This window comes from Kytococcus schroeteri (assembly GCF_002847825.1).
GTDB lineage: Bacteria > Actinomycetota > Actinomycetes > Actinomycetales > Dermatophilaceae > Kytococcus > Kytococcus schroeteri.
In genome coordinates this window covers 16,726-32,868 of the sequence record NZ_PKIZ01000002.1, presented here as the reverse complement: position 1 = coordinate 32,868, position 16,143 = coordinate 16,726, and the positions used below count along the sequence as shown (strand labels likewise).

General features: G+C 75.1%; 12 protein-coding genes. 7 read left to right on the top strand and 5 right to left on the bottom strand.

Translation table 11 applies throughout. The features are described 5' to 3' along the window. The first annotated feature begins 239 nt into the window (after window positions 1-239). Complete coding sequence (locus CYJ76_RS01275) at window positions 240-1,064, top strand: L,D-transpeptidase family protein (protein WP_070705393.1); 825 nt, start codon at window positions 240-242, stop codon at window positions 1,062-1,064. A 103-nt stretch (window positions 1,065-1,167) separates the two neighbouring features. Here CYJ76_RS01275 and CYJ76_RS01270 read toward each other — a convergent pair whose 3' ends face one another. Then, the gene (locus CYJ76_RS01270) at window positions 1,168-1,536 is read right to left on the bottom strand and encodes a hypothetical protein (protein ID WP_101849016.1); all 369 of its coding nucleotides are present in this window, start codon (window positions 1,534-1,536) and stop codon (window positions 1,168-1,170) included. Beyond that, window positions 1,533-2,276 (bottom strand): SatD family protein, encoded by a 744-nt coding sequence (locus CYJ76_RS01265; RefSeq protein WP_202820445.1) that lies wholly within the window; start codon window positions 2,274-2,276, stop codon window positions 1,533-1,535. Before CYJ76_RS01265 ends, CYJ76_RS01270 begins: the two co-directional genes overlap by 4 nt. 119 nt (window positions 2,277-2,395) lie before the next feature. Between CYJ76_RS01265 and CYJ76_RS01260 the strand changes: the two genes are divergently transcribed. Together CYJ76_RS01260 and CYJ76_RS01255 are read left to right on the top strand one after the other, a co-directional pair. Then, window positions 2,396-5,344 carry a DNA translocase FtsK gene (locus CYJ76_RS01260; RefSeq protein WP_414467269.1) on the top strand — a complete coding sequence of 983 codons (2,949 nt, stop codon included), beginning with the start codon at window positions 2,396-2,398 and terminating at the stop codon, window positions 5,342-5,344. Next, window positions 5,344-6,039 (top strand): ion channel, encoded by a 696-nt coding sequence (locus tag CYJ76_RS01255; protein ID WP_083323524.1) that lies wholly within the window; start codon window positions 5,344-5,346, stop codon window positions 6,037-6,039. Before CYJ76_RS01260 ends, CYJ76_RS01255 begins: the two co-directional genes overlap by 1 nt. Window positions 6,040-6,102: 63 nt before the next feature. Here CYJ76_RS01255 and CYJ76_RS01250 read toward each other — a convergent pair whose 3' ends face one another. Further along, on the bottom strand, window positions 6,103-7,302 hold the full coding sequence (locus CYJ76_RS01250) for a dipeptidase (RefSeq protein ID WP_070704998.1): 1,200 nt from the start codon (window positions 7,300-7,302) through the stop codon (window positions 6,103-6,105). A gap of 92 nt (window positions 7,303-7,394) precedes the next feature. Here CYJ76_RS01250 and rimO point away from each other — a divergent pair, with 92 nt between their 5' ends. From rimO to CYJ76_RS01230, 4 genes are read left to right on the top strand one after another with little or no spacing between them, the layout of a single operon-like run. Continuing rightward, a complete protein-coding gene (gene rimO / locus CYJ76_RS01245) occupies window positions 7,395-9,011 on the top strand; it encodes a 30S ribosomal protein S12 methylthiotransferase RimO (RefSeq protein WP_083323525.1) in 1,617 nt (538 codons plus the stop codon). Beyond that, window positions 9,008-9,631, top strand: coding sequence for a CDP-diacylglycerol--glycerol-3-phosphate 3-phosphatidyltransferase (pgsA, locus tag CYJ76_RS01240; protein WP_101849014.1), 624 nt, complete (start codon window positions 9,008-9,010; stop codon window positions 9,629-9,631). Before rimO ends, pgsA begins: the two co-directional genes overlap by 4 nt. Next, a complete protein-coding gene (locus CYJ76_RS01235) occupies window positions 9,628-10,272 on the top strand; it encodes a CinA family protein (RefSeq protein ID WP_070704986.1) in 645 nt (214 codons plus the stop codon). The genes pgsA and CYJ76_RS01235 overlap by 4 nt, the downstream gene beginning before the upstream one ends. After that, window positions 10,232-10,558 carry a helix-turn-helix domain-containing protein gene (locus tag CYJ76_RS01230; protein WP_070704989.1) on the top strand — a complete coding sequence of 109 codons (327 nt, stop codon included), beginning with the start codon at window positions 10,232-10,234 and terminating at the stop codon, window positions 10,556-10,558. Before CYJ76_RS01235 ends, CYJ76_RS01230 begins: the two co-directional genes overlap by 41 nt. Before the next feature lies 1 nt (window position 10,559). Here CYJ76_RS01230 and CYJ76_RS01225 read toward each other — a convergent pair whose 3' ends face one another. Both CYJ76_RS01225 and CYJ76_RS01220 read right to left on the bottom strand, forming a co-directional pair. Further along, window positions 10,560-11,351, bottom strand: coding sequence for a DNA-formamidopyrimidine glycosylase family protein (locus CYJ76_RS01225; RefSeq protein ID WP_070704992.1), 792 nt, complete (start codon window positions 11,349-11,351; stop codon window positions 10,560-10,562). Beyond that, window positions 11,344-16,137, bottom strand: coding sequence for an Lhr family helicase (locus tag CYJ76_RS01220; protein WP_101849013.1), 4,794 nt, complete (start codon window positions 16,135-16,137; stop codon window positions 11,344-11,346). The genes CYJ76_RS01225 and CYJ76_RS01220 overlap by 8 nt, the downstream gene beginning before the upstream one ends. Window positions 16,138-16,143 lie beyond the last annotated feature (6 nt).

Genomic DNA, 16,143 nt, shown 5'->3' with positions numbered 1-16,143 from the left:
CGCCGGGGCCGGGCGGCGCGGGGTGGACGGCCCGGCCCGAGGCGCACCTCACAGATCGGGCGCGCTCCATCACAGGACGGCAACAGAGTCCGCACAACCGCCCCTGCGGGGTGGAAGGTGCGCGGGACGGGCCGTACCGTGGGGACACGACCGGACCCCGCACGCGGGGCCGCAGACCACCGCCCACCCGGGGACGGTGGACGGTCGCCCATCACCGACAAGGGGGAGGAAGACAGACCATGGACACCACGAACATCACCCGCCGCACGGCGCTGGCCGGCGGTGCCGCCGCCGTCGCCGGTGGCACGGCCGCGCTCACCCCGGCGACGGGGGCCGCCGCTGCGTACCGCGTGAACCGCCGCACGCTGCGCAAGGGTGACCGCAACGCCGACGTCCTGTACTTCCAGCGCAAGGCCAAGCAGGCCGGCTTCTGGGTCGGCACGCCGGACGGCTCGTTCGGCGCCCAGACCCAGCAGGTCGTGTGGGCCGTGCAGAAGGCCTACGGCCTGACCCGCGACGGCGTCGTCGGCCAGAAGACCTGGCTGGCCGTCATCCGCCAGCCGCGTATCCCCGTGAAGACCACCTCGGGCACCTACATCGAGGTGGACCTCACCCGCCAGCTGCTCTTCTACGTGAAGGCCGGCAAGCTCGTGGAGGTGCACAACACCTCCACCGGCAACGGCAAGGGCTACACCTTCCGGGGCAAGTGGTACCCGCACGCCAAGACCCCGCGCGGCACCTGGCGCAGCATGTGGAACGAGGACAAGGGGTGGCGCACCGGAGAGCTGGGTCGCATGTGGCGCCCGTTCTTCTTCGCGCCCGGCGGCTACGCCGTGCACGGCTCCACCTTCATCCCGCCGTACCCGGACAGCCACGGCTGCGTGCGCCTGAGCATCAAGGCGATGGACCACCTCATCGCCATCGGTGCGATCCGCTGGGACCGCGACATCACGGTCTACGGCAACGGCCCGCACCAGCCCCCGCTGGGGGTCGGTGCCGCCGCCTCCGGTGCGCCGGAGCACGTCACGGCCCTGGGCCTGACCGACGTGCGCAGCAGCATCTGAGCCGTCCCCACCAGGAGCGCCGCCCGGCACCCGCCGGGCGGCGCTCCTGCATGTCCGGCGGGTGCCGGCGCCCCGAGGCCGTGCCGCCGTCCTCGGGCCGGGGTCAGCCCAGCGTGTACAGCACCAGCCGTGCGAGCCCTGCCCACGCCGCGGCCCAGAGCAGGCTGGCGAAGGTGCCGATGATGAACCGCTCGGAGACCGCGCCGTGCTTGGCGGTGCGCAGCTCGGGGTAGCGGCCCAGGGCCTTGACGGCCACCACCAGGGCCAGCGCGTAGTCCGATCCGGCCACCACGGCGGAGAACGCCGCGGCCCGCTCGAGCAGGCCGATCCACCGGCCGCCGGGCAGCTCGATGCCGTCGGGGTCGGGGGACTCCACGTGGCCGAGGAACCACATCACCACCGGGCCGCCGAGGAAGACCGCGCACGTGGCGCAGAGCAGGACGAGGGGGATGACCTCGGGGTGCTGGATCACGCGTCCTCCGGCGGGGTCGAGGGGGTGGAGCGGCCCGCGGGCGGGCCGTCGCCCAGCGTGCCAGAGGGGTCCGACAGCCCGGTGCGCACCGCCTCGAGCAGGGCCGCGCACAGGGCGGCGCCCCGGTCGGCCTCGGTGGCCCCGGCGGTGCGCAGGCGCTGGCTGACGGCGCTGGGGGAGACGCCCAGGGCCTCGGCCACCTCGCGCTGGGTGGAGTGCTCCGCCAGCCGGTCGACGACCTCCCACCCCTCGGCGGTGCGGCGCGTCAGGACGCCCGCCCAGAGCCACAGGGCCGCCTCGGCGTGCGCGAGGGCGGGCAGGCCGGGGTCGGTGGCGTGCTCGAGGTCGGTGTTGGCCTCCAGCGCCAGGGGCTGGGGTCCGCGGTGGCTGCGCTCCACGGCGCGGCGGGCGGCGATGAAGGCCGGCCCGCGGGCGGCGCGGACCGAGTCCGGCAGGGGGTGCTCCACCGTGCCGACGCCGATGCCGGCCCGCCACCGGCCGCTGCGCAGCAGCAGCTCGAGCACCTGCACCACCTCGGTGCCGGAGGTGAGCACGCCCTGCACCTCGTCACCCGCGGCGCGCTCGAAGGGCAGGGCGTCCGGCGCGGTGGGACGGGCCGCGAGCTGCTCGAGGAGGGCGGGGACGGCGTCGGGCTGGTGGCGGGAGTCGCGCTGGTCGGCCGTCACGACGAAGCACGGCAGGGCCTCGCGCCCGAGATCCAGTTCCTGGCCTTCACTCATGGTGGTGAAGCCTAGTGGCTTCAGGGAGGGGCCCGGGTGTGGGTCACCTCATCGGGCCGGCGGCCGGGGTGCGGCGTGGGCCCCGTCGGGCTGTCGGTGGCGGCACCTACTCTTGGCGGGTGGCAGATTCCCGCACCCGTCGCTCCTCGTCCTCCCGTCCCGGCACCGCTCGGTCCGCCGGGACGTCCCGTGCTGCCCGCAGTGGAACGCGTGGCGGTCAGGGGACCAACCGGTCGGGATCGCGCGGGGGCTCCCGGGCGACGGCGTCGGGCAGCGGGTCGCGTGCCGCGGGCAAGGGCGGCTCCCGGTCGCAGACCCCGCAGCGCCCCCAGCGCGGGCCCCTCGGGCGCGCCGTGGCCGGCCTGTGGAACGGCGTGACCGGCGCGGTCGGTGGCGCGGTGCGCAGCGTGGGCGGGTCCGCCCGGGGCCTGGAGCGTGACCACGCCCGCGACGGTGTGGCCTTCGTGCTGCTGGCCCTGGCCGTGGTGGTGGCGCTCCGCGAGTGGTGGGGCCTGTCCGGGGCGCTGGGCGGAGCCATCCACGCCGTGGCGGCCGGCACCTTCGGGCTGGTGGCCATGGCCCTGCCGCTGCTGCTGCTCTGGGCCGGGCTGCACATGATGCGCCGTCCCGCCGAGACCGCCGACAGCGCCCGCCTCGTGGTGGGATCGGTGGCCGCCGTCCTGGCCGCCTGCGGCCTCACGCACGCGGCCCTGGGCTATCCCGACGCCAGCCAGGGCGTGGAGTCCGTCCGCTCCGGCGGCGGCATCCTGGGCTACCTCGTGGCCAACCCGCTGCGCGTGGGCCTGACCTCGCTGGGGGCCGTGGCCGTGCTCGTGCTGCTGGCCCTCTTCGCGCTGCTGGTGCTCACCGCCACACCCGTGCACCGCATCCCCGAGAGACTGGGGGAGCTGGGTGACCGGCTCTTCCACCCCGGCCACCACGCCGAGGACGAGGAGCTCGACTGGTCGCGCCGCGACTCCCGGGGCCTGCCCCGCCGCGAGCGCGACGAGGAGGAGCCCTCCGGTGCCCGCCGTCGTCGTCGCCGCGAGGTGGACGAGGACACCGTGCCCTTCGACCAGGCCGCCGAGGTGGACGACTCCTCGCGGCGCCGTGTGCGCACCGCGCGCCGCACCCGCAAGTCCGAGGTGGCCCAGGGTGCCGACACCACCGCGCTGCCGGTGCAGGACGGCGCCGAGCCCGAGGACGCGGGCGACGCCGTGTACGACGGGCAGGCCGACGCCCCCGCGAGGCCCGCGCCGAAGGCCGGCGCCCGCCCCGGCGCGAAGCCCGGGGCCAGGCCCGGTGCGAAGCCGGGCGCCAAGCCCGTGCAGGCCGAGCCGGAGCCGGAGCCCGTGCCCCCGCCCACCACGCAGTTGCCGCAGCGCGTGGAGCAGCTGGCTCTCTCCGGCGACGTCAGCTACACCCTCCCGGACACCGCGCTGCTCAAGCCCGGCACGCCGCACAAGGAGCGCTCCGCGGCCAACGACGCCGTCGTGGCGGCGCTCACCAACACCTTCGAGGAGTTCAACGTCGACGCCGTGGTCTCGGGGTTCACCCGGGGTCCGACGGTGACCCGCTACGAGGTGGAGCTCGGCCCGGGCGTGAAGGTCGAGCGCATCACCGCGTTGAGCAAGAACATCTCCTACGCCGTGGCCAGCGCCGAGGTGCGCATCCTCTCGCCCATCCCGGGCAAGAGCGCCATCGGCATCGAGATCCCCAACACCGACCGCGAGAACGTGTCGCTGGGTGACGTCCTGCGCAGCGACAAGGCGCGCAACCAGACGCACCCGATGGTGATGGGCGTGGGCAAGGACGTCGAGGGCGGCTACGTCATCGCCAACCTGGCCAAGATGCCCCACCTGCTCGTGGCCGGCGCCACGGGTTCCGGCAAGTCGAGCTTCGTGAACTCGATGATCACCTCGATCCTCGTGCGGGCCACGCCGGAGGAGGTGCGCATGGTGCTCGTGGACCCCAAGCGCGTGGAGCTCACGGCCTACGAGGGCATCCCGCACCTCATCACCCCGATCATCACCAACCCCAAGAAGGCCGCCGAGGCGTTGCAGTGGGTGGTCCGTGAGATGGACCAGCGCTACGACGACCTGGCCAACTTCGGCTTCAAGCACATCGACGAGTTCAACAAGGCGGTGCGCTCGGGCAAGGTGCAGGTGCCGCCGGGATCGCAGCGCGAGCTGCAGCCGTACCCCTACCTGCTGGTGGTGGTGGACGAGCTCGCCGACCTCATGATGGTGGCCCCGCGCGACGTCGAGGAGTCGGTGGTGCGCATCACCCAGCTGGCCCGTGCCGCCGGCATCCACCTGGTGCTGGCGACGCAGCGCCCGTCGGTGGACGTGGTGACCGGCCTCATCAAGGCCAACGTGCCCAGCCGCATGGCCTTCGCCACCTCCTCGCTGGCCGACTCGCGCGTGGTGCTCGACCAGCCCGGTGCGGAGAAGCTCATCGGCCAGGGTGACGCGCTCTTCCTGCCGATGGGGGCCAGCCGCACCCTGCGCGTGCAGGGCGCGTGGGTCAACGAGTCCGAGATCGTGGACGTGGTGGCCCACGTCAAGGGCCAGCTGGCGCCGAACTACCGCGAGGACGTGCAGCAGGTCAACCCGACCAAGGAGATCGACGAGGACATCGGCGACGACCTCGACGTGCTGCTCCAGGCCACCGAGCTGGTGGTCAACACGCAGTTCGGCTCCACCTCGATGCTGCAGCGCAAGCTCCGCGTGGGCTTCGCCAAGGCAGGGCGCCTCATGGACCTCATGGAGTCCCGCGAGATCGTCGGCCCGTCCGAGGGGTCCAAGGCCCGCGACGTGCTGGTGCGCCCCGAGGACCTGCCGGCCACCCTCGCCCGGTTGCGCGGCGAGGACCCGCCGGAGGACCTCGAGCAGGACGCCGGCGAGGGGGCCCGGGACGACGCCGACGAGGCGCCGCAGGAGGGCGGCGCCGACTCCGGGGCCCGCCCGATGACCGACCGGTACGCGGGCGTGGACGTCTCCGACGGCGCCGTCTCCTCGGACGACGAGGACGACGACGAGGACGCCTGGCAGCTGACGGGCCGCTGATGTACCGCAACCCCGTGCGCCCGCCGACGCCGTGGCACGTCAAGGCCCGCCGCGGCATCGCCAGCAACCCCTCGGCGGTGCTGCTCGTGGTGCAGCTGCTGAGCGTCATCGCCTACCCGTTCACCGGGGAGAGCGGGGCGGGGCGCCTGGCCATCGCCGTGCTCGGCCTGCTCACCCTGGTGCTCGCCCTGCGCGCGGTGCGGCGCACGCCGCTGCTCACCTGGGTGGGCGGCCTCGTGGGCGTGCCAGCGGTGGCGCTCTCGGTGGGGGAGGTGCTCCTCCCGGAGGTCACCGGCATCGAGCTGGCGTCGATGTGCTTCCACGCGGTCTTCTACTTCTACGTGGTCTTCGCCCTGCTGGTGTACATGTTCTCGGACAACTGGGTGACCAGTGACGAGCTGTGGGCCACCGGCGCCACCTTCACCGTGGCCGCGTGGGCGTTCGCGTACACCTACGGGGCGGTGCAGCTCATCTGGCCGGGCTCGTTCGCCGCGCCGCACGGGGAGAAGCTCAGCTGGTTCGAGCTGATCTTCCTGTCGTTCACCACCATGACCGGCACCGGCCTGTCGGACATCACGCCGGCCGGCAACCACGCCCGCTCGTTCATCATCCTCGAGGAGATGGCGGGCATGAACTACGTGGCGCTCGTGGTGGCCCGCCTCATGGGCCTGACGCTCACCAAGTTCCGCCGCTGAGGCAGGGGCGCGCACGCACGGCGGCCCCGCGCCGGTGTGGCGCGGGGCCGCGGTGGAGCGGGCTCAGCCGTCGAGCTGCTCGATGCGCCAGCGTCGGCTGGGCTCGTCGTCGAGCACGTCGGCCACGGTGTCGGCCGCGTCGAGAACGCGCAGGATGTTGGCCCCGGCCAGCTTCTCCAGGTCGCCCCGGCTCCAGCCGCGGTCGGCCAGCGCGGCCAGCAGGCGCGGGTAGCCGGTGACGTCCTCGAGGCCGGTGGGCAGCACGGGGGTGCCGTCGTAGTCGCCGCCCAGGCCGATGTGGTCGATGCCGGCCACCTCGCGGAGGTGCTCCACATGGGCCACCACGTCCTCGAGCGTGGCCTCCGGTGGCGGGTGCTCCTCCATGTAGCGGTCGATGAAGGGCTCCCAGCCGTCGTCGGTGGGCTGCAGGCCGGCGGCGCGGGCGGCGTCCTCGCGCTCGAAGCGGTGGTCGGCCGAGCCCTGGTTGACGAAACTGGGCACGAAGGTGGCCATGCACACGCCGCCGTTGGCGCGCAGGCGCTCCAGCACGTCGTCGGGCACGTTGCGGGGGTGGTCGGTGACGGCCCGGGCACCGGAGTGGGTGAACACCACCGGAGCGCGGCTGGCGGCCAGGGCGTCGCGCATCGTCCCGGCGGAGGTGTGCGAGAGGTCCACCAGCATGCCGATGCGGTTCATCTCGGCCACCACCTCGGTGCCGAAGCGGCTCAGCCCGCCGATGTTCTCCACGTCGGTGGCGCTGTCGGCCCAGTCCACGTTGCTGTTGTGGGTCAGGGTCATGTAGCGCACGCCCAGCTCGCGCAGGATGCGCAGGGTGGCCAGGGAGTTGTTGATGCTGTGGCCGCCCTCGGCGCCCATGAGGCTGGCGATGCGGCCCGAGGCGTGGATGCGGCGCACGTCGGCCGCGGTGTCGGCCAGCTCCAGGCGGTCGGGGAAGAGCGCCACCAGGGAGCGCACGCGGTCGACCTGCTCCAGGGTCATGCTCACCGCGTTGTCGCCCGAGAGGTGGGCGGGCACGAAGACGCTCCAGAACTGGGCGCCGACGCCGCCGTCGAGCAGGCGCGGCAGGTCGGTGTGGGTCTGGGTGGGGGTGCCCAGGGTGCCGGCGCCGATGTCGGCCACCGTGAGGTCGGTGGACTCGGCATCGGCCCGGGAGAGCGCGTGCAGGCGCCACGGCAGGTCGTTGTGTCCGTCCACGAGGGGGAACTCGCGCAGCAGGGAGCGGATGGCGGCGACGTCAGGCATGCGCCCCATTGTGCCCGGCGCCACAGCCGGTGGGTGGCCGGGTGGGCCGCGCGGGGCCGCCGGCGTTCAGGGTGACCGCCTACCCTTGGAGCATGAGTTCCACCTCCCTCCCCACCGGTTCCGCGCCGGTCGCCGAGCCCGCCGAGAACGCACCCGAGACCACCTCCGGGGGCCAGGTGCGCAGCGTCCACATCGCGACCCTGGGCTGCACCCGCAACGAGGTGGACTCCGAGGAGCTCGCCGGCCGCCTGGCCGCCGCCGGGTGGGAGCTCGTGGACGAGGCCGACGGCGCGGACGTGACGGTGGTGAACACCTGCGGGTTCGTGGACTCGGCCAAGAAGGACTCCATCGACGCGCTGCTGGACGCCCACGACCTCAAGGAGGAGGGGCGCACCGGCGCGGTGGTGGCGGTGGGCTGCCTGGCCGAGCGCTACGGCGCCGAGCTGGCCGCCGAGCTGCCCGAGGCCGACGCGGTGCTGGGCTTCGACTCCTATGCCGACATGTCCTCCTCGCTGCGGGCGGTGCTCGCGGGGCACGCGCCGGAGCCCCACACCCCGGGCGACCGCCGCCGGCTGCTGCCGCTCTCGCCGGTGGCCCGCCAGGAGGGGGCCGCGGGCGTCTCGCTGCCGGGCCACGGCACGGCCACGGCCCAGGAGCTCGAGGAGGCCGGCCTCACCCTGGCCGACCAGGTGACGCCGGTGGAGCCCGGTGACGCCGCGCTGGACGCCCCCGCGCCGGCATCGGGGCCGAGTACCGTCATCCGCCGCCGGCTCAACGACAAGCCGTGGGCGCCGCTGAAGATCGCCTCGGGTTGCGACCGCCGCTGCTCCTTCTGCGCCATCCCGGCGTTCCGCGGGGCCTACCTCTCGCGCCGCCCGCACGACGTGCTCGCCGAAGCCCGTTGGCTGGCGGACAACGGCGTCAAGGAGCTCTTCCTGGTGAGCGAGAACACCACGAGCTACGGCAAGGACCTGGGTGACCTGCGGCTGCTCGACGCGCTGCTGCCCGAGCTGTCCGGCATCGACGGCATCGAGCGGGTGCGCGTGAGCTACCTGCAGCCGGCGGAGATGCGCCCCGAGCTGCTGCGCGCGATGGTGGAGACCCCCGGCGTGGTGCCCTACTTCGACCTGAGCTTCCAGCACGCCTCGGGGCCGCTGCTGCGCCGCATGCGCCGGTTCGGCGACGCCGAGGGCTTCCTCGGCCTCATCGAGCAGGTGCGGTCGGCGGCGCCCACTGCCGGCATCCGGTCCAACGTCATCTGCGGCTTCCCCGGCGAGACCGAGCAGGACGTGGAGCTGCTGGCCGACTTCGTGGTGCGGGCCCGCCTCGACGTGCTCGGTGTCTTCGGCTACTCCGACGAGGACGGCACCGAGGGCGAGACGCTCGACGGCAAGCTGCCGCAGGAGGTCGTCGACGAGCGGGTGGCGCACATCCGCGACCTCGCCGAGGAGGTCATGGCCCAGCGCGCGGCCGACCGCGTGGGCGACCGCGTGAGCGTGCTCGTGGAGGCCGTCGAGGACGAGGGCGAGGCCGGCCAGCAGGTGGTGGGCCGCTCCGAGGAGCAGGGCCCCGAGGTGGACGGCGTGACGGTGCTCGTGGACGCCAGCGGCGCCCCGGCCCGGGTGGGCGTCGGCGAGATCGTGGACGCGACCGTGGTGGACAGCCAGGGCGTGGACCTCGTGGCCCGCGTCGACGGGGACGCCGCGTGAGCGCCCCGCAGCAGCCCGTCGACCCCGTGCCCGCCGGCGCCGCGGCGGGACAGCCCAGCCCGTGGAACCTCGCCAACGCGCTGACGGTGCTGCGCATCCTCATGGTGCCGGTGTTCGTGTGGCTCCTGCTGCGCGACCCCGGCGCCGGGGAGGACCACCTGCATTCGTGGTGGCCGTTCGTGGTCTTCGCGCTGGCCGCGGTGACCGACCGCATCGACGGGGAGCTGGCCCGCCGCCGCAACCTCATCACCGACTTCGGCAAGATCGCCGACCCCATCGCGGACAAGGCGCTCATCGGCTCGGCGCTGGTGTGCCTGAGCTGGATCGACCTGCTGCCCTGGTGGGTGACCGTCGTGGTCCTGGCCCGCGAGCTGCTCATCACGGTGGTGCGCTTCGTGGTGATCCGCTATGGCGTCATGGCCGCCAGCCGCGGCGGCAAGCTCAAGACGGTGCTGCAGTCGGTGGCCGTGGGCCTGATGCTCATGCCGCTGGGAGGCGTGGTGGCCACCATCGCGTGGTGGGTGATGCTGGCGGCCGTGGTGGTGACCGTGGTGACCGGCCTGGACTACCTGCGGGACGCCGCCCGCCTGTGGAGCCGCGGCCGGCGGGGCACCGCGTGACCGACCCGGCGACGCCCGGCGGGGAGCCCGTGACCGACCTCGCCCGCGCGGTGGTGCAGCGGATGACGGCCCGCGGGCTCACGCTCGCGGTGGCCGAGTCGCTCACCGGCGGCCTGGTCTGTGCGGCGCTCACCGACGTGCCGGGCTCCTCGGCGGTGCTCCGCGGGGGCGTGGTCTCGTACGCCACGGAGCTCAAGGCCTCCGCGCTGGGCGTCGATGCCGGGCGGCTGGCCCGGACCGGGCCGGTGGACGGGCTCGTGGCCGAGCAGATGGCCCTGGGCGCCGCGGCCTGGGGCGGTGCGGACCTGGCGGTGGCGACCACCGGCGTTGCCGGCCCGGGACCCGCCGACGGACACCCCGCGGGCACGGTCTTCGTCGGCCTGGCATGGCGCGGGGACGGCGGGGAGGCGGCCGAGGGGGGTGCCGGGGAACACCAGGCCACCCACCGAGCGTTCCACTTCCCGGGCGACCGCGCCGCGGTGCGCCGGCAGAGCGTGGGGGCGGCTCTGCAGGAAGTTCTCAGGCAACTAGACTTGGCTGATCCCCTCGGGTCCCGTCGACCTGACGGCCCCGACCACCGACGAGACGCAGGAGGCGCGCATGGTGATCATTCGACGCGAGGTCGGCGACGTCCTGCGTGAGCGCCGCCGCGAGCAGGGCCGCACGCTGCGCCAGGTGTCCTCGGACGCCTCGGTGTCGCTGGGCTACCTCAGCGAGGTGGAGCGCGGTGAGAAGGAGGCCAGCTCGGAGATGCTCGCCACCATCTGCCGTGCCCTGGACCTGCCGGTGAGCCAGATGCTCAACGACGTGGCCGTGCGCGTGGCCATCGCCGAGGCCGAGGAGGCCGTGAACGTGCCGGACTCGCCGGCCGACATCCGCCCCGGCGGCCCCCGCGAGCAGGTGCTGCGCCCGACGCCCGTCGGCTGAGTCAGCGCGGGTGGCTGCCCTGGCAGGTGGGGCAGTGGAAGAGCACCCGGTCCGTCGGGGGCGTGCCGAGGGGGTCCACGCGGACCGGCGTCCCACAGCGCAGGCAGGGGCGCCGTGCCCGGCCGTGGACCCAGGTGGGCTCCCGCAGGCTCGGCGGCGTGGTGCGTTGCACCGCCCGTGAGCAGTTGGCCACGAGGGCCGACCGTGCCGTGGTGAGCACGGCCGTCAGGGTCTCCCGCGGCAGCGAACCCGCCCCGGCCCACGGGTCCACCCGCCGCAGGAAGAGCGACTCGGCAGCGTAGAGCGTGCCGATGCCGCAGGCGAGCCGCTGGTCCAGCAGCGCCTCGCCCACCGGGCGGTCGCCCTGGGCCGCGTAGGCGTCGAGCACCACCTCGAGCTCCGTCTCCCGCCCCAGCAGGTCCGGCCCGAGGTGGCCCACCAGCGTGTGCTCCTCGCGGGTGGGCACGAGGTCGAGCATCCCCAGCGACGCGCCGACGGCCACGTGCTCGGCGCTGGCCAGCACGGCGCGCGTGGTGCCGGGCAGCCGCGCCGGCCCGGGGACGGGGTGCACGCGCCAGGAGCCCTCCATGCGCAGGTGGGAGTGCAGGGTGCGGCCGTCGTCGAGGCGGTGCAGCAGGTGCTTGCCGCGGGCGACGACCTCCAGGGTGGTGCGGCCGGTGAGGTCGACCGTGGCCAGCGACGGCCAGCGCAGGTCGCTGCGGGTGAGCTCCCGTCCGGCCAGGGCGAGGTGGAGCCGGCGTGCGGTGCGCCAGACGGTGTCGCCCTCAGGCACGCAGCCTCCAGCCCTTGGGGGTGGCACCGAAGCCGGCCTCCTGCAGCGCGGCGACCAGCGGCGACTCGCTGCGCAGGGCGGGCTCCCCGTCGATCGTCTCCATCGAGAGCCCCGCGATGCGGCGTGCGGTCACCGCGTCGGCGGCGGCGCGGGCCGCGGCGGCCAGCCGGGCCGGGTCGGTGGTGAAGGTCAGCGCAGTGCGCCCGCCGCGCTCCCACCACACGGCCGGCACGCCGTCGACGAGCGCCACCATCGCGCCGGCCTTGCGGCTGGGGCGGTGGCCGCCGCCGGTGGTCTCGGGCCAGGACAGGGCGGCGCCGTGCACCACGGCGGGGTCGCAGGTGCTCAGCAGGCGGGCGTCGGGAGAGCCCTCGGGTCGGGTGCCCGCCGGGCTGCCCGAGCGGTCCGTCCGCAGCAGGTCCACGGCGCCGGAGGGCGCGAACTGCGCGGCGCCCAGGGACTCCACGAAGTAGCCGCGGCGCACGCGCCCGGCGTCCTCGGCGGCGGCCAGCACCCGGTAGAGCGCCGCGAAGCCTCCGTCCACGTCCTCGGCGGCCACCGCGCCGCGGGTGACCACGCCGTGGCGGTCCAGGGCCACCTCCGCGGCGGCCACGGCGCGGACGGTGGGGTCGGTGTCCACGGTGGGCAGCAGCGACCAGCGGCCGGTGAGCAGGTCCGGCGTGGAGGGCGGGCGCCCCGAGCGCAGCCCTGCCCCCGGCGAGGCCGCCCCCGCACCCCGTCCGCCGGCCAGCCCCAGTCCGCGCAGCGAGGCCGGACGCCCCGAGGCCCGGGCCCGACGGGCCTGCGGGCGGGACTTCTGCGCCGTGCGGCCGCCCGACAGCCGGGCGCGCACCGGGGCGAAGGTGTCGCTCGTGAGGCGACCGGCCCCCACGAGCTCCCACACGGCATCGGTCCAGGCCCCGGAGGTGGTGAGCAGCTCGGCGTCGGGTGCCTCCTCGTGGGCCGCGTGCAGCTCGGCCCATCGTGAGGCGCCGCGTCGGGCCAGCAGCTCCTCCACCCGGGCGGACGCCGCGTCCGGGGCGTCCTGCGGCACCGGCAGGGTCACCGGTGCCTGGTCGGCCGGGTGGAAGGAGACCCACAGGTCGTCACCGGCCAGCAGCCCGTGGGAGACCCACACGAACTCCCCGCCGGCCAGCAGCTCGTCGAGCATCGCCGGGGCGTAGTCGCGGACGCGGGCCGGCAGCACCAGTGTCTCCACGGCGCTCGCCGGCAGCACCGCCCCCGTGAGCTGCTCCAGGGCGCGGGCCACCGCATCGACCCCGCGGGAAGGGGAGGACAGCCCCTGCCAGCGCAGCACGAAGCGCGCGAACTCCTCGCCGCCCACCGGCTCCACCTCGGCGCGCAGCGCGGCCAGGGAGCGCCGGCGCAGGCGGCGCAGCACCTCGGCGTCGCAGAAGTCCGGGCCGATGCCGTCGGTCGCCTCGCCACCCCCGGCCGCCAGCGGGCGCAGCGCACCCTCCACGAGGCGGCCGTCGCGCACCAGGGCCCGTAGCGCCGGCACCACCACGGCGCGTCCCAGTCCCAGGCGCGTGGCCAGCTGGTCGGGGGTGAACGGCCCGTGGGTGCGGGCGTGGCGCACCACGAGGTCGGTGAGCGGGTCGGTGCTCACCACCATCGCGGCCAGCGGCAGGCCCGGCGGCACGGGGGTGCCCAGGGCGTCGCGGAGGCGGGCCACGTCCTCCACCGCCGCCCAGCAGGGGCGCCCACCCACCGGCACCTGCACCGCACGCCGGGAGGCCTCCAGTGCGGCCGTCCAGGCCGGCACGTCCGCATCGGGCACGGAGCGCGCGGCGATCTCCTCGGCGTCCAGCGGTCCCAGCACGCGCAGCAGGTCGGCCAGGTCCTCGGCGTGACGCGCGCGGCGGTCAGGGGCGGTGTGCTGCAGCTCGGCCTCGGTGTCCAGCACCGCCTGCGGGTCGAGCAGGTCGCGCAGCCCGGCGCCCTCGGAGCGGCCCAGCAGGTCGGCCAGCAACGTGGGGTCCAGCGCGAGCGCGGCCGCACGGCGCTCGGCCAGCGGGGAGTCGCCCTCGTAGAGGAACTGCGCCACGTAGCCGAACATCAGGTTCTGCGCGAAGGGGCTGGCGCCGTGGGTCTCCACGAACACGGTGCGCACCTCGCGGCGGGCCATCCGGCGCATGAGCTCGGTGAGGGCGGGCACGTCGTAGACGTCCTGCAGCACCTCGCGCACGGCCTCCAGCACGATCGGGAAGTCCGGGTGCCCGGCGGCCACCTCCAGCAGCGACGCCGCGCGCTGCCGCTGCTTCCACAGGGCCTGGCGGCGGTCCGGACGGCGGCGGGGGAGCAGCAGGGCGCGGGCGGCGCACTCCCGGAAGCGGCTGGCGAAGAGCGCCGAGCCACCCACCAGGGCGGTCACCTCGTCGTGCACCTCCTCGGGGTCCAGGGCCACGAGTTCGGCCAGGGCAGCGTCCAGGGAGCGCGCGTCGAGCGTGGTCGGCGTCGGGCCGGTGCCGCTGTCCGCATCGGCACCCGTCCCGCCCGACCCGGCCGGCACCGCATCGGGGACCGACCACGCGTCCCACCCGCCGAGGTCCGGCAGCCGCAGCACGATGCCGTCGTCGGCGTGCATGGCCTGCACGTCCACCCCGAAGCGCCCGCGCAGCCGCTCGGCCAGCACCAGCGCCCACGGCGCGTGCACGGGGGAGCCCCAGGGCGAGTGCACGACCACGCGCCAGTCACCCAACTCGTCGCGGAAGCGCTCCACCACCACGGTGCGGTCGTCGGGCACGGCGGTGGTCGCCTCGGCCTGTGCCTGCACGTGCGCCACCACGTTGTCCACGGCCCAGGCGTCCAGCCCCGAGGCGACCAGCCGCTCGCGCACGTCGGCCTCGGCCCCGGTGGCCACCTCCCGGACGAAGGCCCCCAGGTGCCCGCCGAGCTCGGCCGGACGCCCCAGGCCGTCGCCGTGCCAGAAGGGCAGCTTGCCGGGCTGGCCGGGCGCGGGGGAGACGAGCACCTGGTCGTGGGTGATGTCCTCGATGCGCCACGACGAGGTGCCCAGGGTGAACACGTCGCCCACCCGCGACTCGTAGACCATCTCCTCGTCGAGCTCACCCACCCGGCGCCCCGGACCCTCGCCGCCGGCGAGGAACACGCCGAACAACCCGCGGTCGGGGATCGTGCCGCCGGAGAGCACCGCCAGCCGCTGCGCCCCGGGACGGGCGGTGAGCGTGTCGTCCACGCGGTCCCAGACCAGGCGCGGCCGCAGGTCGGCGAAGTCCTCCGAGGGGTAGCGGCCCGTGAGCATCTCCAGCACGGACTCCAGCACGGGCCGCGAGAGATCGGCCCAGGGAGCGGCGCGCCGCACCATCGCGTGGAGGTCGGTGACCGTCCAGTCGTCGAGCGCGCAGGCCGCCACCACCTGCTGGGCCAGCACGTCCAGTGGGTTGGCGGGCACGAGCAGCGCCTCGATGCCGCCGGCCCGCATCTGCTCCACGACCACCGTGGTCTCGAGCAGGTCCTGCCGGTGGAGCGCGTGGAAGCTGCCGCGGCTCACCGCCCCCACCTGGTGGCCGGCCCGGCCCACCCGCTGCAGGCCGCTGGCCACGCTGGGTGGGGACTCCACCTGCACCACGAGGTCCACCGCCCCCATGTCGATGCCGAGCTCCAGCGAGCTGGTGGCCACCACCGCCGGCAGCGTGCCGGCCTTGAGGGCGTCCTCGATCTCGGCGCGGTGCTCCTTGCTGACCGACCCGTGGTGGGCCCGTGCCAGCACCGGTGGGGTCCCCTCCCCGGCCCGTGCGCCGGCCGTGCGCTCGGCCCAGATCTCATTGAGGCGGGCCGTCAGCCGCTCGGCCGAGCGGCGCGAGTTGCAGAAGACGAGCGTGGAGGTGTGGGCGGCGATCTCGTCGACGATCCGCTGCTCCACGTGCGGCCAGACGCTGGCGCGGTCGCGGGGGTCGGCGGCCTCGGGCGAGAGGTCGGCCAGCGTGAGGTGCTCGGGCAGCGCGAGGTCCTCACCCGCATCGGGCACGGGGGCCGGCGCGGCGCCCGGTGCGGTGGCGAGGTCCGCCAGGTCCGGCACGTCGGCGTGCACCGCCAGGTCCCACTGCTTGGTGGCCGGGGGCTGCACCACGGTGACCGGCCGGCCCCCGGCCAGCCAGCGCCCCACCTCGTCCACCGGCCGCACGGTGGCCGAGAGCCCGATGCGCTGGGCCGGCCTCTCGAGGAGGGCGTCGAGCCGCTCCAGGGTGAGGGCCAGGTGTGCCCCGCGCTTGCTGCCCGCCATCGTGTGCACCTCGTCGAGCACCACGGTGGTCACCCCGGAGAGCTGCTCGCGGGCCTTCGAGGTGAGCAGCAGGTAGAGCGACTCCGGGGTGGTGATGAGCACGTCCGCACCGTGGCTGGCGAAACGGCGCCGGTCCGCGGGGGACGTGTCGCCGGAGCGCAGCGAGACCCCCACCCGCGGGGGCTCGGTGCCCAGACGCACCGCGGCGTGCCCGATGCCGGCCAGGGGCGCGGCCAGGTTGCGCTCCACGTCGACCGCCAGCGCCTTGAGCGGGGAGACGTAGACCACGCTGCACGGCGCGGTGGGGACCTCGTGGTCCGGACGCGGGACGAACTGGTCGAGCGACCAGAGGAAGGCCGAGAGCGTCTTGCCCGACCCGGTGGGGGCCACCACCACAGTGTGCTCGCCCCGGCTGATGGCGTCCCACGCGCCGGCCTGTGCGGCGGTGGGCGCGGCGAAGCTCGCCTCGAACCACGCACGGGTGGCGGGGGAGAACCGGGAGAGCACGTCGGCCGTCATCGGGGG

Excerpts from the sequence above, each read along its gene's own strand:
- CYJ76_RS01275 (WP_070705393.1), top strand. The coding sequence starts at position 240 with ATGGACACCACGAACATCACCCGCCGCACGGCGCTGGCCGGCGGTGCC.
- CYJ76_RS01265 (WP_202820445.1), bottom strand. The coding sequence starts at position 2,276 with ATGAGTGAAGGCCAGGAACTGGATCTCGGGCGCGAGGCCCTGCCGTGC.
- CYJ76_RS01255 (WP_083323524.1), top strand. The coding sequence starts at position 5,344 with ATGTACCGCAACCCCGTGCGCCCGCCGACGCCGTGGCACGTCAAGGCC.
- CYJ76_RS01250 (WP_070704998.1), bottom strand. The coding sequence starts at position 7,302 with ATGCCTGACGTCGCCGCCATCCGCTCCCTGCTGCGCGAGTTCCCCCTC.
- rimO (WP_083323525.1), top strand. The coding sequence starts at position 7,395 with ATGAGTTCCACCTCCCTCCCCACCGGTTCCGCGCCGGTCGCCGAGCCC.
- CYJ76_RS01230 (WP_070704989.1), top strand. The coding sequence starts at position 10,232 with ATGGTGATCATTCGACGCGAGGTCGGCGACGTCCTGCGTGAGCGCCGC.
- CYJ76_RS01220 (WP_101849013.1), bottom strand. The coding sequence starts at position 16,137 with ATGACGGCCGACGTGCTCTCCCGGTTCTCCCCCGCCACCCGTGCGTGG.